The organism is Paenibacillus sp. FSL R7-277, from assembly GCF_000517965.1.
In the GTDB taxonomy this organism is placed as follows: Bacteria; Bacillota; Bacilli; order Paenibacillales; family Paenibacillaceae; genus Paenibacillus_AQ; species Paenibacillus_AQ silagei.
Window position 1 is genome coordinate 35,853 of sequence record NZ_ASPX01000002.1, and the last position, 21,182, is coordinate 57,034.

17 protein-coding genes are annotated in these 21,182 nt (G+C 52.5%); 10 read left to right on the plus strand and 7 right to left on the minus strand.

Annotated features, from left to right (window positions below; translation table 11 throughout):
- Positions 1-13: 13 nt before the first annotated feature.
- Entirely contained in the window at positions 14-1,048 is a 1,035-nt protein-coding gene (locus C173_RS00680) for a dienelactone hydrolase family protein (protein WP_036721364.1), read from the plus strand.
- A 35-nt stretch (positions 1,049-1,083) separates the two neighbouring features.
- On the plus strand, positions 1,084-2,211 hold the full coding sequence (locus C173_RS00685) for a glycoside hydrolase family 88/105 protein (protein ID WP_036721368.1): 1,128 nt from the start codon (positions 1,084-1,086) through the stop codon (positions 2,209-2,211).
- A gap of 172 nt (positions 2,212-2,383) precedes the next feature.
- On the opposite strand, the gene C173_RS00690 is transcribed toward C173_RS00685, so the two are convergent.
- Positions 2,384-2,875 carry a DinB family protein gene (locus C173_RS00690; protein ID WP_036721371.1) on the minus strand — a complete coding sequence of 164 codons (492 nt, stop codon included), beginning with the start codon at positions 2,873-2,875 and terminating at the stop codon, positions 2,384-2,386.
- Positions 2,876-3,174: 299 nt separating this feature from the next.
- Between C173_RS00690 and C173_RS32605 the strand changes: the two genes are divergently transcribed.
- The 7 genes from C173_RS32605 (at position 3,175) to C173_RS00730 (ending at position 12,641) form a co-directional block, all read left to right on the plus strand.
- On the plus strand, positions 3,175-5,940 hold the full coding sequence (locus C173_RS32605) for an S-layer homology domain-containing protein (protein ID WP_051477729.1): 2,766 nt from the start codon (positions 3,175-3,177) through the stop codon (positions 5,938-5,940).
- Between the two features lie 193 nt (positions 5,941-6,133).
- Positions 6,134-6,883, plus strand: a complete 750-nt coding sequence (locus tag C173_RS00705) for a response regulator transcription factor (protein WP_036721374.1) — start codon at positions 6,134-6,136, stop codon at positions 6,881-6,883.
- A complete protein-coding gene (locus tag C173_RS00710; protein ID WP_036721377.1) occupies positions 6,880-7,815 on the plus strand; it encodes a sensor histidine kinase in 936 nt (311 codons plus the stop codon). Before C173_RS00705 ends, C173_RS00710 begins: the two co-directional genes overlap by 4 nt.
- A 104-nt stretch (positions 7,816-7,919) precedes the next feature.
- On the plus strand, positions 7,920-8,837 hold the full coding sequence (locus tag C173_RS00715; RefSeq protein WP_036721380.1) for an ABC transporter ATP-binding protein: 918 nt from the start codon (positions 7,920-7,922) through the stop codon (positions 8,835-8,837).
- Positions 8,830-9,522 (plus strand): ABC transporter permease, encoded by a 693-nt coding sequence (locus C173_RS00720; RefSeq protein ID WP_036721383.1) that lies wholly within the window; start codon positions 8,830-8,832, stop codon positions 9,520-9,522. The genes C173_RS00715 and C173_RS00720 overlap by 8 nt, the downstream gene beginning before the upstream one ends.
- Positions 9,523-9,763: 241 nt before the next feature.
- On the plus strand, positions 9,764-11,590 hold the full coding sequence (locus C173_RS32610) for a PAS domain-containing sensor histidine kinase (protein WP_051477730.1): 1,827 nt from the start codon (positions 9,764-9,766) through the stop codon (positions 11,588-11,590).
- Between the two features lie 250 nt (positions 11,591-11,840).
- Positions 11,841-12,641 (plus strand): class I SAM-dependent methyltransferase, encoded by an 801-nt coding sequence (locus tag C173_RS00730; RefSeq protein ID WP_051477731.1) that lies wholly within the window; start codon positions 11,841-11,843, stop codon positions 12,639-12,641.
- A 268-nt stretch (positions 12,642-12,909) separates the two neighbouring features.
- Here C173_RS00730 and C173_RS00735 read toward each other — a convergent pair whose 3' ends face one another.
- From C173_RS00735 to C173_RS34580, 3 genes are all read right to left on the minus strand, one after another.
- Positions 12,910-13,755, minus strand: coding sequence for a DegV family protein (locus C173_RS00735; protein ID WP_036721385.1), 846 nt, complete (start codon positions 13,753-13,755; stop codon positions 12,910-12,912).
- 155 nt (positions 13,756-13,910) lie between these two features.
- Entirely contained in the window at positions 13,911-14,771 is an 861-nt protein-coding gene (locus C173_RS00740; protein ID WP_200869495.1) for an AraC family transcriptional regulator, read from the minus strand.
- A 109-nt stretch (positions 14,772-14,880) separates the two neighbouring features.
- The gene (locus C173_RS34580) at positions 14,881-15,174 is read right to left on the minus strand and encodes an alpha-amylase family glycosyl hydrolase (protein WP_036721390.1); all 294 of its coding nucleotides are present in this window, start codon (positions 15,172-15,174) and stop codon (positions 14,881-14,883) included.
- Positions 15,175-15,237: 63 nt separating this feature from the next.
- Between C173_RS34580 and C173_RS00750 the strand changes: the two genes are divergently transcribed.
- Complete coding sequence (locus C173_RS00750) at positions 15,238-15,945, plus strand: HAD family hydrolase (protein ID WP_036721392.1); 708 nt, start codon at positions 15,238-15,240, stop codon at positions 15,943-15,945.
- Here C173_RS00750 and C173_RS00755 read toward each other — a convergent pair.
- From C173_RS00755 to C173_RS00765, 3 genes are all read right to left on the minus strand, one after another.
- Positions 15,935-18,253 (minus strand): glycoside hydrolase family 65 protein, encoded by a 2,319-nt coding sequence (locus C173_RS00755; protein ID WP_036721395.1) that lies wholly within the window; start codon positions 18,251-18,253, stop codon positions 15,935-15,937. The genes C173_RS00750 and C173_RS00755 overlap by 11 nt on opposite strands.
- A gap of 674 nt (positions 18,254-18,927) precedes the next feature.
- A complete protein-coding gene (pgmB, locus tag C173_RS00760) occupies positions 18,928-19,590 on the minus strand; it encodes a beta-phosphoglucomutase (RefSeq protein WP_036721397.1) in 663 nt (220 codons plus the stop codon).
- Positions 19,591-19,912: 322 nt separating this feature from the next.
- On the minus strand, positions 19,913-20,947 hold the full coding sequence (locus C173_RS00765; protein WP_036721398.1) for a LacI family DNA-binding transcriptional regulator: 1,035 nt from the start codon (positions 20,945-20,947) through the stop codon (positions 19,913-19,915).
- Between the last annotated feature and the right edge of the window lie 235 nt (positions 20,948-21,182).

The following is a 21,182-nucleotide window of genomic DNA, read 5'->3' on the forward strand; positions in this document are numbered from 1 at the left end:
GAGGATTTCCCTGATGGAATCACTTGAACAATATATCAATCAACTGACGGCGTCTGCACCGCGCAGCTCTGCCTTCAGCGCAGACCTTCCATTCGGACAATGGCGGGCATCCCTTACCGCGAGGTTCATAGAGCGGCTGGGCGGATTCCCTGCTCAGAGGGCGGCACTTGAACCGGTACGGCTGGAGCGTACAGTCTGCAGCGGATATATCCGTGAACGTATAGAGATCACCACCTATGAAGGACTTAGAATGGCCCTGTATCTCCTGATCCCGGAAGAGCCGGCAGGCTCTCCCTGCCCGGCTGTGCTGGCTATTCACGGGCATGGCTACGGCAGCCGCGAGATTACCGGCTTGAACCCGGACGGGTCGGAGCGGACGGGGGACCCGGGACTGCATAAGGATTTTGCCGTCTCCCTGGTGAAGCAAGGTCTCGTCGTTGCGGCTCCCGAGGTACTCGGTTTCGGAGACAGGCGTCTGGCTGAGGATCTTGCCAGCGGCGAGCCCGGACGTAATTCCTGCTTCCGCCTGTCCGCGGCGCTGCTGATGACAGGGCAGACGATGGCAGGCTTCCGCATCTATGAGACGATGCGGGCGCTGGATTATCTGCAGCAGCGGGATGAGGTGGACGGTGAGCGGATCGGCATTATGGGCATTTCCGGCGGCGGGCTGGTGGCAGGCTTCACGGCTGCACTGGATGAACGGATCAGCAGTGCGGTGGTCAGCGGCTACGCCAATACGTTCCAAGACAGCATTCTCACGCGGAATCATTGTCTGGACAATTACATTCCGGGCATTCTGCTGGAAGCGGAGATGCCGGACCTGCTGGGCCTGATTGCACCGCGCGGGCTGTTCCTGGAGGCGGGGGACGCGGACCATCTGTTTGGTCCCGCCGCCGCGAGGCAAGCCTTGGACCGGCTGGAGCTGATTTATGCGGCAGAGGGCCATGACGGGCGGCTTGCGGCGGATTTTTTCACAGGGGGTCATGAGATTCATGGGGAACCGGCGTATGCCTGGCTGCTTAAGCAGCTTGCCGGTCCGCAGGAGTAGGGTAACAGATAGCGCAAATGACAGGAGGAATAGAGATGTCTATATCAGAAGCAGTAAGCACAGGCTTATCCCGCAGAATCGCGGATACCTTCATCGGACAATGCAATGAACAAGGGGAACACGAGTATGTAATGGAGCGCTGGGCGTATGTCCCCGGTATGCTGCTGATGTCAGTGGCCCGGGCCGGGATGCAGCATAACGAGCCTGAGTACCTCTCGTTCATGCAGCGGCATATGGACAGCTTCATCGGGGAGGACGGAAGCATCCGCTCCTATTCGCTGGAGGAATATAACCTGGATCAGATCAATCAGGGCAAGAATCTGTTCTGGCTGTACCGTCAGACGGGTGAGCAGCGCTACGCGGAAGCCGCTCATCTGTTGGCAGCGCAGCTCATCGGACAGCCCCGGACCTCCGAAGGCGGCTTCTGGCATAAGAAAATATATCCCTTCCAGATGTGGCTGGACGGATTATACATGGCTTCGCCGTTCCTGGCCGAATACGGGGCAGTCTTCGGGCGCCCGGAGCTGATCGATGAAGCTGCCCGTCAGCTGCTGCTGATTGAGCGCCGAACCCGTGATCCCCGTACCGGCCTGTTCTATCACGGCTGGGATGAATCCCGGGAGCAGGAGTGGGCGGATTCCTCCACCGGATTGTCGGCCCATTTCTGGAGCCGGGCGATGGGCTGGTATGCGATGGCCGCCGTGGACTGCCTGGAGCACTTCCCGTTGACCCATCCGCAGCGGGGAACGGTGATGGGGATTTTTCAGCGGATGTGCGGTGCGCTGGTTGAGGTGCAGGATAAGGAGAGCGGCCTCTGGTATCAGGTGCTGGATCAGGCGGGACGTAAGGGCAACTACCTTGAAGCGACAGGCTCCTGCATGTTCGTCTATGCGATGGCCAAAGCCCTGCGGCTGCGCTATCTGGAGCCTTCCTTCAAGGCAGCGATGTTAAGCGGCTACGAGGGAATCCTTAAGCATCTGGTGACCGAAGATGAACAAGGCGTTCATCTGCATCAGATCTGTCACGGGGCAGGGCTCAGTAAGGACCGCAACGGCTCCTACGATTACTACATTTCCGAAGAAGTTGTATCTGATGTACCTATGGGTGTTGCGCCGCTGCTGCTGGCTTCTCTTGAAGTGGAGAGGTACGTTGCCGGGCAATAATAAAGTCCCATCAACAGCGTAGAATTCAGTATGAATTATTCATGCATCCGGTTCATGAGAGGTTCGATATTGTGATTAGGAATCAAGATTAAGCATCGTTTATATCCAAAAGAATGATCAAAAGCTGCGGCTCCATCTATCCAGATTTCAGAGGACAGACGGGGCCGCAGTTTTATGCTTTAGTGACCGCAACCGTTGCTGCATATTTCTCTATCTGCTTCTTGTGATGCTTGTCGTGGGAGATGAAATCTCTCAGATACTTGCGGATACTGAATTTCTTGCCGTCCCCATCGGGATGATTCTGTTCTAGCGCCGCATCGCTGAAGGAGGCCGCAAGTCCGGTAATCTTGGTCCGGTACAGGACGAATTGCCGGATGGCTTCCTGCCGGGTTACTGTCCTGGCGTATAGAACCGCATTGGCATTGAATGCATTGAAGTCCAGATGTGCGGCTGTCAGCGGCAGGCCTTCTTGGATTTTGACCAAAGCCTCCTCATAAAAGTATTTGTCCCACAGCATGATGTGGCAAAGGACATCCTGCAGGGACCATTTTCCGGCCTCCAGCGGAGCCTCCCAGTCTGCATCTTCCATGCTGTCCAGCGATTGAATATAGGGGATGAAGGATTCGAATTCAAGAATGAGCTGCTTGTTGGTTTTGGCTGCCATGATCATACCACCTTGTCTGTCAGATTGAATAAGAGATTATATCATTCATTATAATAGGAGGAACTGGACGACAGCCTGTCAGGTTCGCAGAATTCATAGACTGGATGATATGACTAGAACCGGGCAGTCATTAGGCGGTATTTTCACTTTCCCGGTTAGAAAATAAAATCCGGAAATATACCAATCTTTTACCGGAATCATGCTATAATTTTAACGGATTCATAGGGCTTAAGGATTAGTTAGAGCAAGGAAATTTATAATTTGTATGCTTTTATAACTACATAGTCGGGGGAATCAGTTTGTTTATCAAAAGAAGTGTAAGCAAAAAAGTAGTCGCTGGAGCACTAGCCATATGCCTTGCGATATTGCCGGCAGGCGCAGCTTTTGCGGGTAATGCGCCGGATCTGGCAGGAAACTGGGCGAAGGATCAAATCAGCAGGTGGATGGATCAAGGTCTGATCTCCGGCTACCCGGATGGGGAATTCAAGCCGGATAACCCGGTCACCCGGGCGGAATTAACAGTTTTGATTAATAGGGCTTTTGGATTCACTGAGACGAAAAAAGCTAATTTTAACGATATCTCCAGCAGTAAATGGTATTATTCAAGTATTTTGCAGGCTAATGCTGCAGGTTACATTCAAGGCTACGAGGATGGGACCTTTAAGCCTGATCAGAAGATCAACCGGCAAGAGCTGGCTGTGATCATCAGCAAGCTGCTCAAGCTGACAGCACCGGCTGCGGCTCCTGAGTTCAAGGATATTACTAAGAGTGCAGCTTGGAGCAAAGGTGCGATCGGGGCTGTCAGCGAACAAGGTATCATGAAGGGTTCCGGTGATGGGAACTTTCGGCCTCTCGCTTATACAACCCGGGCAGAGACCGTAGTCATTTTGGATAGGGCTCTATCGGTGCTAAATGCAGATTCCGATGAATATGTAATCATCTATGAAACACCAGGTATATATGGTCCGTTGTCAGGAATGTCGGAAGTAGACAGTGATGTAGTGGTCAGCGTGCCGGGTATCACACTCCGTAATATGAATATCACTGGAAATCTGCTGCTAGGAGAAGGCATAGCTGAAGGCGATGTGCGGCTCCAGAATGTAACAGTAAGAGGCAATACCGCAATTGAAGGCGGCGGGGTGAACAGTATTCATCTTGCCGATTCCACACTGGGTTCTGTACGTGTTGACAAGGAAGATGGCAGTGTAAGAGTGGTCGCTGAAGGAAAGACCCAAATCCATAACCTTGAGATTCAGTCCGCTGCTGCCGTTGAATCCCTCACCGGAGCTGAGATCAGCACTCTCACGTTATCTCCTGAAATTCCAGCGGATGCCCGCATTCTGTTGAACGGCAGCTTCAAGGCTGTAAATATTCTTGCCTCACGCCTTAACATCGAACTCAGCGGGGGCACTATCGAGACATTCAATGTTGATAAAACAGCGGGCAGTAATAAATTGTCCAATAGCAGCAATATCAAGTCCATGACAATGAACGCCGGTATACAAATATCAGGTAAGGGCAACATCGGGAATGCGGTTGTCAACGCTTCGGGCATTACGATGGAGAATGCTCCAGGTAAACTTACGATCGGCACAGATGTTCCGGCAGATGTGAAAGTAAATATAGCCGGTTCTGATCTAACGGTTGCTGCGTCTTCGGCGGCCCCAACAGCGGCTGTACTAGTTGGCGGCGGAGGGGGAGGAGCTGGTGGAGGCGATGGAGGTGGCAGTACGGTAGAGACACCGGCGCCAGCAGTGACGCCGACACCAATAGCAACGCCAGCACCAACGGCAACGCCGACACCAATAGCAACGCCAGCACCAACGGCAACGCCGACACCAATAGCAACGCCAGCATCAACGGCAACGCCGACACCAATAGCAACACCAATACCAATACCAACAGCTACAGTAGCACCCACAGCGGTGAATTCACCGTCGCCATCCCCATCCTCGTGGCCGGTAGTAACACCCATAGTAACACCTGGGTCAACGGTGGCACCCACACCGCCCATTGTAAATCATGGGGTTGTAAAAGGTTTCATTGAGCGTGCAGACGGGAAGGCTGTTGATACAGGCATCTTGTACCTAGAACGGGATAGCGATTATATGATGTACAGTACGCCCTTGACACAAGGAGAATTCTCTATAGATTTGCCGGATGGGCCGTACAAGATTTACTCACTGCGTTCCACAACTACACAAGAGAGCATTTCACTCTACTATACGTTTTACGTTATGAATGGCAAGGCAGATCGGGAAGTGCATATTCTCATTCCTGAGCAGCAGGCCGGTACGATCCAGTATTCGGACGGGACCGCATTTGAGAATGGGGAAATTATTGTACAGCGCTTAGACAGCGGACCGCTTGGCTGGTATAGTGCCGAAATCCAAGCAGGCAGGTTTAACTTTAATTTACCCGACGGTCATTATAACGTAGAAATGTTAATCTATGGCGAAACCAACAATCAATTAAGAATTAATTATTTATTTGAGGTCATTGACGGGAAGAGCAATCTGGATATAAAATTGCCTCCAAAAATTGAAGGGAATATTAGCTTTGTGGATGGCTCCCCGATTGACGACGGATGGCTGGAAATTAGAGAAATGAATGCTCAGAATTACGGAATTTACAGGGTCCCTGTGGTTGCAGGTAAGTTTGATCTTTATTTACCGGATGGCGACTATAACATACAGCTGCTGAACATTAAGAATTCAGAAAGTATAGCCTTACGCACACAGATAACAATTGTCAATGGTGAACCTGCCGCCGGACCGATTGATATCAAGGTACCTTTAGCAATATCAGGCAAGATCTATAATGAGGATGGAACTCCACATGCTAATGGAGTGCTAATGATTACTGAGGCCGGCACGGATTCTCCGCTTTCCTATGCAGCAACAGTTACCAATGGCAATTTTGATTTTTATCTGCCGGATGGGGAATACGATGTATTATTCTATTGGGATGCTGAGCATCAAAAGAGAATCGATATAAATCGTAAATTTAAAGTTGAAGAGGGCTTGCTTGTTGATCCCCTCGATATTATTTTGGCTAAGGAATAATAACCGAATACAGCAGATGATCAGGAAAACAGAGCAGCGCTTCTCCCATTGCCGGAGAGCCGCTGCTCTGTTGCATGTAAACCTTATTCAATAGTCATTCAGTACACAACCGTATGTATGGTTAGCTCTTTTTAGTAGAATCTCGTCTGCAGCATTGATATACTTTAACAAATAGGAGTACGGGAGGTTCATTATGCAACAGAGGGTGCTGCTGATCGAGGATGATGAAGCGATTAGCGAAATGGTCCATTCTTATCTGACCAAAGAGGGCTATGAGGTGGAGATCGCATATGACGGGGACATGGCGGTGAGCAAGTTCCTGGGCGGGCTTACTTACGATCTGGTACTGCTGGATCTGATGCTGCCCAAGCGCAGCGGCACGGATGTGCTGCAGATGATCCGCAGCGGCAGCCTTGTGCCGGTGCTGATTATGTCGGCGAAGGACAGCGATGTGGATAAGGCGCTGGGGCTGGGCTTCGGCGCGGATGATTATATTACCAAGCCGTTCTCGATGATTGAACTGGCAGCCCGGGTGAAGGCGGCGATCCGCCGGGCGGGGTATGCTGCATCTGGAAGCCAAGCTGTTGCCGGGAGCGGGGTGCAGGATGGCGGAGAGACACAGCCGGAGAAGCCGAAGGGAATCGAGCTGCGCGGGCTGAGCGTGGACCTGGATAATTTCTCGGTGCGGAAGAACGGGCAAGAGCTGAAGCTGACCGCCAAGGAGTTCCACATCCTGAAGCTGTTCGTGAGCAGTCCGGGCCGGGTATTCACCAAGGCGCAGATCTACAGCCAAGTCTGGGAAGAGGATTATTATGGCGATGAGAACGTAATTAATGTACATATGCGCAGATTGCGCGAGAAAATTGAGGATGATCCCTCCCATCCGGAGTATATCAAAACGCTGTGGGGGATCGGCTACAAGCTGGGGGATGTGCTGCTGTGATCATTCTGTTGCTGGTTCTGCTTGTACTGTTGCTTGTGGTCACTACGTTACAGTTCTTGAAATCACGGCAGCATGCCCGCCAGATGGACTACATTCACTATAAGCTGGAGAGCATTATAGAAGGCGGATCGCATGAGCGGCTGCTGCTGATGAGCAGTAGTCCGCAGGTGCAGCAGCTGCTGACCGACCTGAACCGGCTGCTGGATGTCAATCATCAGGGAGCGGCTAAGCGGAGTAAGCTGGAGCAATCCATGCGCGGAATGCTGGCGAATGTGTCGCATGATCTGAAGACGCCCCTGACGGTGGTGCTGGGCTATATTGAGACGCTGCTGCATGATGAGGCGATATCCAAGGAAGAGCAGGAACGGATGCTGCGGACGATTCATACCAAGGCCGGTGAGGTCATTGTGCTGATGAACCGGTTCTTTGATCTGGCGAAGCTGGAGTCCGGGGACCGGGATATCCCGCTCTCGCGGGTAGAGCTGGGCGAGGTCTGCCGCCGGAATATACTCTCCTTCTATGATCTGCTTAGTGAGAGCGGCACGGATGTGCAGATCGAGATCCCGGAAGAGCCGCTTCATATCATGGGCAACGATGAGGCACTGGACCGGATTCTGACGAATCTGCTCTCCAACGCGATTACCTACGGTAATGCAGGGGGAGTGCTGGGGCTGAAGCTGTACCCGGACGCCGGACGGGTCTGCATAGAAGTGTGGGACCGGGGCAAGGGCATCGCCGAAGGCCACGAGGATAAGGTGTTTGAGCGGCTGTACACCCTGGAGGATTCGCGTAACCGCGACTATCAGGGCAGCGGCCTGGGACTGACGATTACGAAGCGGCTGACCGAGCAGATGAACGGGACTATTTCCCTGAGCAGCCAGCCGAATGTGCGTACGGCATTTACGCTCTCTTTTCCCAGACAGTCCTTCTGAAGCTTCTTAAGAATTAAGTAAGATTTCAGTAAGAAAAAAGCAAATTCCGCCCTGTAGAATAAATACCAGGAAGAACATGACGATGCTAAAGGGGATAACGGAAAATGACAACGATACTCCGGACATGGGATCTGACCAAGGTCTATGAGGATAAGGAAATTGTTAGCAGTGTGAATATGGAGATTAAGCAGGGTGAAATTTACGGATTCCTGGGACCGAACGGCGCCGGCAAAACAACGGTGATGAAAATGATCACGAATCTGGTGAAGCCGACGGCGGGCGAGATTGAATTTGCCGGGGAGAAGATGACCCACCGCTCTTACGACATGCTTAAGCGCATGGGCAGCATTATTGAATACCCGGTGTTCTACGACAAGCTGAGTGCCCGCGAGAATCTGGCGCTGCATGGGGAATATATGGGCTTTTATGATGCCAATGCGATAGAGGAAGCGCTCGAATTAGTGAAGCTGAGAGCCGTGGACAGCAAACCGGTGAAGAATTTCTCCCTGGGGATGAAGCAGCGGCTGGGCATTGCCAGAGCGGTCATGACCAAGCCGGAGCTGCTGATTCTTGACGAACCGATTAACGGGCTGGACCCGCTTGGAATCAAGGAGCTGCGCGAGGTGTTCCGTATGCTGAGCCGTGATTATGGCATGACCCTGCTGATCTCCAGCCACATTCTGGGCGAAATCGAGCAGATTGCCGACACGATCGGCGTAATTCGTGAAGGGGTGCTGGTGGAGCAGGTGGCAATGGATACGATCCGGAGCCAGCAAACCCAGTATATCGAGCTGGTGACCAGCGAGTGCACGAAGGCCGTCTTCGTCCTGGAGGGGAAGCTGGGTCTCCGCAATTACAAGGTGCTTGACCCGCGGACCATTCGTGTCTATGAAGACATCCCGCAGCTAGAGCTGAGCCGGGCCCTGTCCGCAGCAGAGGTGGAGCTGGATAGTATGAGCAAGAAGCATCATTCGCTGGAGGATCATTTTGTGGAACTGATGGGGGGCGTCAACCATGTTTAAGTTAATTCGGCTGGAGCTGCGCAAGAGTAAATTCACTTTTCTTAAGGGCGTGCTGATTGCGGATCTGGCCATTCTTACTGCTATGATCTTGCTGATTTTTACAGGGATGGATGATGGGGAATTCGATACTTATGGCGAGATTTTTCAAGGAGTATTCATATTTGTAAAAGCGACTTATATCGTCTTCGCCTCTGTGTTGCTTAGCAAGCTGGTCATCGACGAATACAAAAACAATACGATTACTGTGTTGTTCACGTACCCGGTGCCGCGCAAAATGCTCATGGCCGCCAAGCTGATCATTGTCTTTTTGTTTACCTTCTTCGGTATTTTGCTGTCGGATGTTGCCATCAGCAGCCTTCTAGCAGGAAGCTTGTATGTGTTCCCGAATGTTATTCAGGAGACATTGACCCGGGAGCTGATTACTACTCATCTGCTCAGCGCGGGGACGGATGCGCTATACGCGGCAGGCATCGGGCTGATTCCGTTATACTTCGGAATGCGCCGCAAATCCGTAACGGCCACGATTGTTTCCGCCGTGTTGATCGTCTCGCTGATATCCTCCGGCAACAGCTTCGGCGGCTTCCGCATGGGTGATCTGTTCGGGATTTCGATCACGCTTGCCCTGGCTGGTGCGGCTATTGCCTACCTCTCCATCCGCAAGATCGAGCATCAGGATATAAGCTGACATCGCCGGAATCGAAGCCGGTCCACTCTTAGAAATGAAGCAGACAGTGCGGTCCTCCTGAAGGACTTGCACTGTTTTTGTTGTTGTACAGCCCGGTTAGTGCTATGTTTTTCTGGCGACCGCTAACGTTTTTTTTGCTATAATAGGAACTAATTCAGAGAGTTCTACATAATCAGAGCGTTTCTGCAGTCTTCGGACGCTAACGATAGCAGGGTTGAAGGAGCAGCGGAGGAGGTGGGCTATGCTTAAGGACTGGGCTTCTATTCTGGACAACGCGCTATCTGGTGAAAGTGCTTATAGGGCGTTGTTCGATCATCATCCGGACTTCATCATTGTGCTGGACAGGCAGGGAAGGTACAGGGACAGTAACCGGATGTTAAGTGCCGAGGAGGCAGGCAGACTGAACGATTGCCGGATCCATCCGCCCGGTGAGGCTCATTTCGCAGCTGCCCTGGCCGGGATTACATCGAGCTTCGAGCTGGCCGTGGAAGCCTCGGAAGGACATGAAGAGACGGGGAGAGGGGCCGGCGGTGCTGAGCCTGGGGGGAATTATGGTGCTGGAAGTGCGGGAAGTACCAGTGCTGGAAATGTGGTAAGTGCTGGTGCTGGAAGTACTGAGAGTGCTGGAAGTTCTCGAAGTTCTGGAAGTGCCAAGGGAACGGGAAATGCTTGCGGTTCAGGGGTTACGGTACGCTATGTGCCGCTTCACACAGACGAAGGCATTGCCGGTGTATTCGCTATCCTCCATGATCCCGGGAACCGCCCCCTGTCCAGTCTGCTGCATAGCTGGGTGAGCATGAGCAGCAGTCTTGCGGCAGGTGCTGAGCGGAATGTGCAGGCAGGAGACGAGTGTTCTGCGTATGCGGATGAAGTGGCCGCCGCGAAGGATGACGAGGAGCTGCCGCAGGCCGAATTCGTGTTCGAGATGGCCGAGGACAAACGGCTTAGCCTCATTCTGAACTCCGTCTCTGCCGGAATCTTCGGCCTGGACAACCTCGGCCGGACCATATTCATTAACCGTGAAGGGGCAGAGATGCTGGGCTACGAGCCGTCAGAGCTGACCGGGCTGCCGATGATGGAGATGATCCATTACATGCATGGAGGCGCGCCCCTCCATTCTCTGCTGGAGTGTCCCATCACGCTTACCCTGCAAGACGGAGTTACCCGCAGCAAGGCGGATGAAGTGTTCTGGCGCAAGGATGGGACCAGCTTCTTCGTGAATTACCGGATCGCTCCGCTGCTGGACAGAGGGATGATCTGCGGTGTGGTTATTTCCTTCAGCGATATTACGAACGAGCGGGAGATTCTCCGCGCCAAGGAATCGGCAGAGCGGGCCGCACAGGCCAAGTCGGATTTCCTGGCAATGATGAGCCATGAGATCCGTACGCCGATGAACGGAATGATTGGTATGGCCGACCTGCTGCTGGAGACCGAGCTTGGGGAGGAGCAGCGCAGCTACGCCGAGATTCTGCGCAGCAGCAGCTACAGCCTGCTGCAGATTCTCAATGACATCCTTGATTTCAGCAAGATGGAGGCGGGTAAGATGCCGCTGCAATCCGAACGCTTCGATCTGCGGGAGATGCTGGAGGGCATTATTGATCTGTTCACTCCAAAGGCGGAGGAGAAGAAGCTCTCTTTGCGCTGGTGGGCAGATACCAGTGTGCCGGACATCGTCACGACCGATCCGAGCCGGCTGCGCCAGATTATCGTCAATCTGGTAGGCAACGCGCTGAAATTCACCGATCGGGGCAGTGTCACCTTGTCAGTCAAGAACATCCCGCTGCCTGCCTCACCGGAATATCTGCTGGAGTTCTCGGTCCGTGATACCGGTGTAGGCATTGCCGACAGCAAGCTGAATCTGCTCTTCCAGTCCTTCTCCCAGCTGCATCCGTCCATTAACCGCAAATACGGCGGAACCGGACTGGGACTTGCCATCTGCAAGCAGCTCGTGGAGCTGATGGGCGGAACGATCTTCGTGGAGAGCGAGGAGGACCGGGGATCGATCTTCCGGTTCATGCTGCCTTTTATGAAGGAAGAGGCGGAGCTGGAGCCGGAGTTACTCTCCTGAGGGTTAACCGGAGCCGGGGGCTGACGCTCACTTGTGTTCTCGTATATCGAGGACAATCACCTGTATTCTCAACTATCAAGCCAGACAACCCGTTCCCCAAGATACAGTGGGGCGGGTTATTTCTGTTCGTTATATCGACTTTAACGCATGGGTAGCGCAAACTATTGGATTTCAGCTTGTTGCATTATAACCGGATTGTAGTAAAATCAGAAAGTGCCATTTCCAAATTCTTCTTACAAGGGGGAGTAACATGCAAGAACAGATGTCACGTACGAATAAGGCGGCTTGGGAGACAAAAGCCTATCAGGCTTGGACGCAGTACCATGGTTCACCTGAGGAGCTTGCAGTGCAGCTGCAGCAGGATCCCGCACATACACTGCGGTATTGGCTCAAGTACACGGGCGATCCGTCAGGCTTGAAGGTGCTGAATCTGCTTGGCTCTCACGGCAGGAAGGCCATTTGCTTCTCGTTGCTTGGCGCTGATGTTACCGTCGTGGATATTTCGGAAGAGAACCGCTTATATGCCTGCGAGGTAGCGGAAGCAGCGGGGGTGAAGCTGGATTACATCTGTGCAGACGCAATGAATATCCCCGGAGAAGAAGCCTTGGGAACGTTCGACGTGGTGCTGATGGAGTTTGGGATTTTGCATTATTTCACTGATTTGAATGCGGTGTTTGCCTTGGTCCGCAGACGGCTGAAGGTAAATGGACGACTTCTGCTGACCGACTTCCACCCGTTCGCCAGGGCATGGCTGACCACGAAGACGCTTCAGCATCCCACCGGCAATTATTTTGACGATACGCTTAGAGAAAGTGAAGTTGCGTTCGCCAAGCTGCTTCCTGAAGAGGAGCGTTCCGGCTTAGGACAAGTGGTGGTGCGGAGCTGGACGCTGGGGGATATCCTGACCTCTGTCGCTTCGCAAGGATTATATATCCGTACCTTCGAAGAAATCAAGAGTGCCGAGCACCCGGGATTCCCCGAATTCTACACGCTGGTTGCCGATGCTGTTGAGGGGCCGCTGAGCCCGTTATATCCCGATACAACAACGTAAACGTAATACAATCCCATGCAAAAGAAAAACAGCAGGTCCCCCGGAGACTTGCTGCTGTCGCGGTGGCACATGGGCCAAATGTAGGCGGAAAACCGCATACAATTGCGGACGCTTGCTTGTTGCAGAGACGTCAGACAACCCATGAACACGAACAAACAGCAGGTCCCCGCCAGGAGACTTGCTGTTTCTTGTGGTAAGCTGTGGCTGTTCGGCAGTTGCCTGATCCGGCAACTACCGGACCTGATGCCTGCTGCGGGGTCCAACCGTTCTAGCGCATATACATCAGACCCACCGTAGCAGGTCCGCAGTGACTCCCGATGACACAGCCGGCATGAATGACGGCGATTTCCTCAACACCGGTCTGCGCGCGCAGCGCGGTCTCCAGAATTTTGGCATCCTCTTCAGCCAGCGTATGGGCAATAATGAGCAGCTCCTTGTCCATATCGGCGGCATTCGCCAGCGCATGGTGGAGCATCTGTTCCACGGCCTTCTCCTTCTTGCCGCGGATGCGGGCAACGGGGACAATGGCTCCGTCCACCAGCCGGAGAACCGGACGGATCTTCAGCAGGCTGCCGATAAAGTTCTGCATCCCAGAACAGCGGCCACCCATGTATAAGTAGTCCAGCGTATCGACAACGAATTCCGATTCTACCCGGTTACGGGCTTCGGTAATCATTGCTGCGATGTTGGCAGCGCTCTCGCCTGCGGCTGCGGCACGTGCAGCCTTCATGACCAGCAGCGCGATTCCGCCGCATAAGGTCTCAGAATCTACGACATGCACCCGGCCCTCCGGGAATTCACCCGCTGCCAGTAGAGCATTCTGATATGTAGAAGATAGAGCAGAGGATAGACTGATATAGACAATATCATGGCCGCTGCTGATCACCGGCTGGAACGCGGCGATGAAATCAGCAGGGGAAGGCGCAGCGGTCTTAGGCAGGGCACCGCCCGCAGCAACCCGGCGGTAGACCTCCTCGGGGGTAATTTCGACCCCGTCCTTGAAGGTACCGTTCTCAAAAACTACATATAACGGCACAATGCCGATATCATATGTGTCCTTCCAGCCTTGCGGCAAATCGGAAGTGCTGTCTGAAAAGATTTTTACGATAGACATGAATATCTCCTTCACCGATCTCGGATGAGAATACACTAGATTATGAAAACTATAATCTATTTATTATACCAAGCTTGGGAAGAATCTCAAAACAAAAAAACAGCTCCACTGTCCAAGCAGACAGCGAAGCCGTTCCCCAAATATCAGCACTGTTCTTATTTCTTCATCACCGGAATCCATACTTCACAGACATAATCCTCTGATCTCGTATCGCCGGGCGGGTATAACTCGATCTCAGGGCCGCCGGTATGCTCGTAGCCGGTTCCCGGGAACCATTCCTGGAAAATGCGTTGCCAGACTCCTTGAATGGCATGCGGCAAAGCACCCTCGGACCGGAAGACTGCCCAGCTGGCGGCCGGAACGACAGTGGTCTCATACCCTTGTGCATCTGTCTCCGGCGTTCCTTCCACCCCGATCCAGTAGGTAAGCTGTTCCTTTTTCATATCCATATCCGTGCAGATGCCAAGCCATTCGCGGGAAGACGCAAGCTCGATCAACTTATCGGAAGTGCCGTCCTCATTGCATTCGTCCCAGAACTGCGGGATTCTCCGGAGATTCTCCCCGTCCCGGGTAGTTACCTCTATTGATTTGCCGATGACGGTAAAAGCTGGTTTATCCACGATTTTGTAGTCCATGTCCTGATCTCCCTTCAATGATAGGTGGAACGAGATGCGGGGGAAGGCTTTGAGCTGTACGCCGGACTTACGCGCTTCCGAGGGGGTAATCCCATGGGCTTTGCGGAACGCCTTGGCGAAGGACTCCGGCGAGTCGTAACCGTATTTCAGCGCCACATCCAGCACACGGACCTTGGACACGGCCAGCTCCTGGGCGGCCAGCGTCAATCTGCGCTTGCGGATATAGTCGGCCACGGTGAAGCCGGTCAGCATACTGAACATGCGTTGGAAGTGGAACGGTGAGACAAAGGCCACCTCAGCCACTTCCTCAATGCGCAGCGTTTCAGTCATTTTCAGCTCCATATAGTCCAGTGCATTCTTCATTCGGATCAGCCATTCCAAGCTCCCCATCTCCTTCTGAAATCATCCTATCATACCACCGCACAGATGTTCCTGTTATTCTCTGCTCATTCATGACAGGGTTCTGCCTGCGTCCTATCCACCTATGATGTCATACTTGAAGGGGTTTGTCAGCATCCGTTAGACTACCCGATCCGGCAGGCTCTAGGATTAGCCACTTTTCACCTTCCAGGGTGCGGGTATAGGCATAGATATATTCATGCTCCGGCAAGAGCAGCTCATAATCGGCATAGACCATAATGGGATGCTGCTTACGCAGACGAATCAATTCTTGATAATAATAAAATACCGAGTCCGCATCAGCCAGTGCCTGCTCCCCATTAATCTCGGTGTAGCGCGGGCAGATCTGGTAGACTACGGCTTCTTTCCAAAAGGTTCTTTTCATAAATGTAGCTCCATTACCATGGTATATTAGGTTTATAGATTACAAGGGAGTGGAGGGATTGGATTGACAATTCAAGCGGTTCTTTTTGATCTGGATGGAACATTGCTAGACCGGGATACATCCCTGTTAAAGTTCGTACAAGATCAATACCGGCGTTACCCGGAGCTTCAGATTGTTGATCACGATCTGTTTGTTCAGCGCTTTATCGAGCTTGATAATCACGGCTACCTGTGGAAGGACAAAGTATATCAACAGATCTTACAAGAGTTCTCTATTTCGAAGCTGGACTGGAACTTGCTATTGGATGATTACTTATACAACTTCCAGCAACACTGTACAGGTTTCCCGAATTTATTAAGTATGCTTACTGAACTGAAGAATCATGATCTGAAGATTGCGCTAATCTCGAACGGTTATGGTCAATTTCAATACGATAATTTCAAGGCCTTGAACATCGCGCATTTATTCGATGAGGTGCTTATCTCCGAATGGGAAGGACTCCGCAAGCCAGATCCGGCTATTTTCCATCGTGCATTAACAAGATTAGGTGTAGACGCGGGCAACGCTCTTTTTGTTGGCGATCATCCGGATAACGATATACGTGCAAGCCGCGAAGCGGGAATGAAGGCCGTCTGGAAAAGGAATCAACAGTTTGTCACAGTGGCCGAAGCGGATGCAGTCATTGATGATTTGGCAGAATTAGTGGAGCTCTTATTGAAAGAAGCCCCGAAGAAGCCATACATCTTCGGGGCTGATAAGCTTACACCGTGACAGAAGCGCCCCCGGCACTGACAGTGCCTAGTCCGTTCACCATATACTCCTTGCCGTGAATGGTGAGGGAGGCTGGAACCTCGGTTTCGTTGCTGACGGTAACCTGTGCATCGGTCACGGTCACTTTTAGCCGGGAGCCGCGGAACATAATTTTGAACGAATAGGAGGTCCAGTGTCCCGGATTGGACGGGTTCAGAACCAGCCGGTCGTTCAGCACGCGAAGTCCGCCGAAGCCATGAACAACGGACATCCATGTACCCGCCATGCTGGTGGTATGGCAGCCGTCCTCCGTATCGTTATTGTAATTGTCGAGATCCAGGCGTGAGGTCCGCAGGTACATCTCATACGCCTTCTCCTTGTAACCCAGCTCACTGGCCAGAATGGAATGGATGCAAGGGGAGAGGGAGGACTCATGCACGGTGATCGGCTCGTAAAAGTCGAAGTTGCGCTTCTTGGTGTCCAGATCATAGCGGTCGCCGAGGAAGTAAAGTCCCTGAAGCACATCTGCCTGCTTGATGAAGCACGAGCGCAGAATCCGGTCCCATGACCATTTCTGGTTCAGCGGCAGGTTCTCCGGCAGCACATCCTTGACCTGAATGATCTCCTTGTCAAGAAAGCCGTCCTGCTGGAGGAAGATTCCGCGTTCCTCGTCAGCCGGATAGTACATTTTGGCGATAATCTCACTCCACTTGGCCGTTTCGCTCTCCAGCAGCTCCAGCTTGTCAGCCAGCTCAGCGTAACGCGAACCCTCATTCTCCTGTACATAGGCCAGAGCCTCAAGCGTGTATTCCATCGTCCAGGCGGCCATCCGGTTCGTGTACCAGTTGTTATTGACGTTATTCTCGTATTCATTCGGGCCGGTGACGCCCAGCATCACGTATTTGTCCTTATGCGCCACATAGTTCACACGCTCCTCCCAGAAGCGCGCAATCTCCACCAGCACCTCCAGGCCGTATTGGCCCAGATAAGCCTTGTCGCCGGTATAATTCACATAGTTATAGATGGCATAGGCAATCGCGCCGTTGCGGTGAATCTCCTCGAATGTAATCTCCCACTCGTTGTGGCACTCCTCACCGTTCATCGTGACCATCGGATAGAGCGCGCCTTTGCGGTAGCCGAGCTTACGGGCGTTCTCCTTGGCCTTCTCCAGGTGCTTGTAGCGGTAGATCAGCAGATTGCGGGCAATCGCGGAGTCGGCGGTACTGAGATAGAACGGCACACAATAAGCTTCCGTATCCCAGTAGGTGCTGCCGCCGTATTTTTCCCCGGTGAAGCCCTTCGGCCCGATGTTGAGCCGGTCATCCTCACCCGTATACGTCTGATTCAGCTGGAAAATATTGAACCGGATCGCCTGCTGCGCCGACACATCGCCCTCAATAATAATGTCGCTCTCTTTCCACTTATCGCCCCAAGCCGTTGCCTGCTCCGTGAGTAGCGCCACGAATCCAGCTTCCTGCGCACTCTGAAGTGCCGACCCGGCGGCATCCACGAGCTGTCCCAGCCCGTAATTGCGGGAGGTGACATTCGCAGCATACTTATAAATAACCAGCTGTTCGCCGGATTGTACCGGAACATTCACTGTACTGGCCACATATTTGTCCTGCTCCAGTACCTCTGCTTCGGCCGCAACCGGCTCCCCATTCAGCAGAATGTCGAAGACGAAGGCGGAGGTGACATGGAAATCAAGCTTTTTGGTCTTCAGGGTCAAATGTCCGCCTTCTGGTCCGGCCTTCTTCTCCACTTCGTTCCAGAACTTCTCGTCATAGTTGGAGTCCTTGTTCTTGATATCGCCGTCCAGGTAGGGGGTTACGGTAATATTCCCTGCAAAATTGAGCGGAGTGAGCGAATAGCGGATCGCCCCGATCTCCTGACGGACCATGCTGACGATGCGGATGCTCTCAACCTTCACTTCTTTGCCGTCTTGAGTGGTTGCGGTGAAGCTGCGTGAGAGCGTGCCTTCCTTCATATTGAGTACGCGGCGGAACTCTGTAACTGTGCAGGTAGCCAGATCCAGCGGGGTTCCGTCCAGCCCGATGTTAATTCCGATCCAGTTGGTGCTGTTCAGCACTTTGGCAAAATACTCCGGGTACCCGTTCTTCCACCAGCCGACCCGTGTCTTGTCAGGGTAATAGACCCCGGCCATGTAGCTGCCTTGCAGGCTGTGCCCGCTGTATTGCTCCTCGAAGTTGGCTCTTCCGCCCATGTATCCGTTCCCGATACTAAATACGCTTTCGGATATTTCCTGGGTCTGCGGATCAAAGGATTCTTCGATAATGGACCATTCGTTGATTGTTAAGTATTGTTTCATGATTTTGGCTCCTTTAAGGGGGGATGGGGATATAAAATGAACCGTGTGCCTCAGTCTTGCCGGTACGTGCAGGCCACTCCGAATGCGAAAGGATGTTACGATCGCTGTTGTCCCCGGATGCCTGTATTCAAGCTATAAGGTAAGCATCCGGGGACAAAGGCGAACGCTGGCGCTTCTGCACATTCCTTTCGCTTTCTGCGCTGATCACGCACCTAGGAGATTTCACACACCGTTCTTTTACTGATGGTAGGGTAGAAGATGCAAGTGCAGCATCTGATCTGACTGATGATCTGCTGATGATTTTGATTAATGAACTGAACTGATTAATTGAACTGATGAATTGAACTGATAAATGTATAGAGCAGTGGATGTTTTCTGCACCATGAGCGAAGCTCAGAGGTTCAGACTTAGAGTTAGTTGTATTCTGTGCATTTAAAAGGTGCGATTAGAGGGACTTGAGTCGTATAACTGTAGTCTGTACAACTAAATCTGCCCTAAAAGGTCATATCAGCTTAAAAGGGATAGCATAGGTGTACAAAGTACAACTAAGCCGATACCCGGGGGATAAATTGGCAATATAGTTGTACAAAGTACAGTTAGGCTGTCCGGCGGACTAGAGATGCCGCTTGAGCGGAAGGGCTCACGGCTAGGCTCACAGGCTCTGTTACTATTCGTCATACAGTGGCAAAAGATTCCTTCAGTGTGGCAACAGTGAGCTGCCGCAGGGAATGGACAACTAGTGTGGCTCCGCCTAGCGTCTCGGGTGAGCCTATGCCCACGCTGCGCATACCGGCACGGGAAGCGGCCAGGATACCGGCAGCGGCATCCTCGAAGACGACGCAGTGTGCGGGAACGGTATCCAGAGCCTGCGCACCCAGCAGGAAGACCTCCGGGTCAGGCTTGGCCGCGCTGGTATGCGTGCCGTCGATGATGGCATCGAAGTATGGGGTCAGGCCGGTATTGTTCAGGATGGTCATGGCGTTCTTGCTGGCGGAGCCGAGGGCTACCTTGATGCCGGCGGTCCGGCATTCCTGCAGAAAGTCCAGGGCGCCGGGCAGAATCTCCGAGCTGTCCATCTTGGCGATATACTCGACATAGCGGTTATTCTTCTGCTCGGCCAGCCGGGCTTTCTCGTCTTCAGCAAGTGTGATGCCGCCGATCTCCAGCAGAATATTCAGCGAAGCAGCCCGGCTGACGCCCTTGAGCCGCTCATTATCCTGCTCTGTGAAGACAAATCCAAGCTCTTCGGCCAGCTCCCTCCAGGCAATATAGTGATACCGGGCAGTGTCCACGAGAACACCGTCCAGATCGAACAGGCAGGCTTTGATATATGACATGTTGAACCTCCTAATATGATTAGTTAACAATTAGATGTGGTTATCGCGCCAACTGGGCAAGAATCCTGCAAAATATGCAACATTTCTCTGCGAATCGTGCCCTGCTGGTGGAATTCCTGCAAAATGTGCAACAATTCCTATTCACACGAGGGCCGAACAGTGAAAACTAAAAAAGTGTGTATCAGCCCCAGCCTCACCGCCAGTAGCCGCAGGCGGGAATCCCCCTACCAGCAACATTCTGAACTTTAGCGCAAACGTTTGTACAAAGTTCCAAAAAATAAATGAAGCGTAACTCTGCTTCATTCATTTTCTTGTACATGCCTTAATTTCCCGGAGTATGCATAGAGGACTCCCGTACAATTAGACGGTGGGGAATGACAAAACGATTCGTATATCCGTCCTGATTATCCGGCTTCTGAATGTTCTGGATCAACACCTGAGAGGCCGTATAGCCAAGATGATAAATCCCGATATCAATGCTGCTGATCGGAGGACTGGACAGCTCGGAGAGCGGGATATTGTTGAAGCTGACAATCGCCAGATCCTCAGGGACCTTGTACTTCAGCTCGTTCAATCCGCGGAGTACCCCGAATGAGACCATATCATCCACCGCGACAAGCGCTGTCGGACGGTTCGGAAGATTCATGAAGAAGGACATTGCCCTATAGCCGCTGTCCTGCAGGAATTCGCCTTCAACGATCCATTCATCCTTCATTTCCAGACCCTTGCCCTGCATGGCTTTGCGGTAACCCTCCAGCCGGTCGCGCGAGACGATGAGGTTCGGCGGCCCGCTGACGAAGCCGATGCGTTCATGCCCCATGGAGATGAGATGATTCGTCGCATCATAGGCGGCCATGATATTATCATTGTCCACTGACAGAATATCCTCGTAGCGGTCGCTCCGTCCCACCAGGACAAAGGGATAACCGCCCGACTGCAGGAAATCGATCACCGCATCGTCTTTACGGGAATACAGCAGAATAACGCCGTCCACGCGGCGTCCCTTGAGCAGACGGGAGACAGCTTCAAGCTCCTCCTTCTCGTTCGCCCCGGAGCTGATCAGCACATCATAGCCGGAACGGCTGGACTGAGTGACGATCCCGCGGATTAATTCCATAAAAAACAAATTGGAGAACAGCTCTTCAGCCGGTTTCGGAAGAATGATGCAGATACTGTTAGTGGTCTTGGATACCAGACTTTTGGCCATCATATTCGGGGTGTAGCCCATTTCTTCCATAATCACTTTGACCTTACGGGAAGTTTCTAAGCTGATTCTGGGATGGCCTGACAACACCCGGGACACCGTGGAGGGTGAGACCCCCGCTTTCTTGGCAACGTCCTTAATGGTAACTGTCATAGAAACCTCCTAATGGAACCGTTTGCTTTACACAGTAATATTAATCGAAGTGGGGATGATTGTAAATAGTGAAACCTCGCATAGGGCGTAATCCCCGTGGCTTCTACGTTCTGAGCACTACACTGCGATACGGCTTAAGCTATTGTGAATCTGGAAGTGGAGCAGAGGGGGATGCAAATCTGTGCAATGAACAAGGGGATTTTGTGCAAAATTAGTGCAAATAGAGTAGAGTTTG

Excerpts from the sequence above, each read along its gene's own strand:
- C173_RS00680 (WP_036721364.1), top strand. The coding sequence starts at position 14 with ATGGAATCACTTGAACAATATATCAATCAACTGACGGCGTCTGCACCG.
- C173_RS00685 (WP_036721368.1), top strand. The coding sequence starts at position 1,084 with ATGTCTATATCAGAAGCAGTAAGCACAGGCTTATCCCGCAGAATCGCG.
- C173_RS00690 (WP_036721371.1), bottom strand. The coding sequence starts at position 2,875 with ATGGCAGCCAAAACCAACAAGCAGCTCATTCTTGAATTCGAATCCTTC.
- C173_RS00705 (WP_036721374.1), top strand. The coding sequence starts at position 6,134 with ATGCAACAGAGGGTGCTGCTGATCGAGGATGATGAAGCGATTAGCGAA.
- C173_RS00715 (WP_036721380.1), top strand. The coding sequence starts at position 7,920 with ATGACAACGATACTCCGGACATGGGATCTGACCAAGGTCTATGAGGAT.
- C173_RS00720 (WP_036721383.1), top strand. The coding sequence starts at position 8,830 with ATGTTTAAGTTAATTCGGCTGGAGCTGCGCAAGAGTAAATTCACTTTT.
- C173_RS32610 (WP_051477730.1), top strand. The coding sequence starts at position 9,764 with ATGCTTAAGGACTGGGCTTCTATTCTGGACAACGCGCTATCTGGTGAA.
- C173_RS00730 (WP_051477731.1), top strand. The coding sequence starts at position 11,841 with ATGCAAGAACAGATGTCACGTACGAATAAGGCGGCTTGGGAGACAAAA.
- C173_RS00735 (WP_036721385.1), bottom strand. The coding sequence starts at position 13,755 with ATGTCTATCGTAAAAATCTTTTCAGACAGCACTTCCGATTTGCCGCAA.
- C173_RS34580 (WP_036721390.1), bottom strand. The coding sequence starts at position 15,174 with ATGAAAAGAACCTTTTGGAAAGAAGCCGTAGTCTACCAGATCTGCCCG.
- C173_RS00755 (WP_036721395.1), bottom strand. The coding sequence starts at position 18,253 with ATGAAACAATACTTAACAATCAACGAATGGTCCATTATCGAAGAATCC.
- pgmB (WP_036721397.1), bottom strand. The coding sequence starts at position 19,590 with ATGTCATATATCAAAGCCTGCCTGTTCGATCTGGACGGTGTTCTCGTG.
- C173_RS00765 (WP_036721398.1), bottom strand. The coding sequence starts at position 20,947 with ATGACAGTTACCATTAAGGACGTTGCCAAGAAAGCGGGGGTCTCACCC.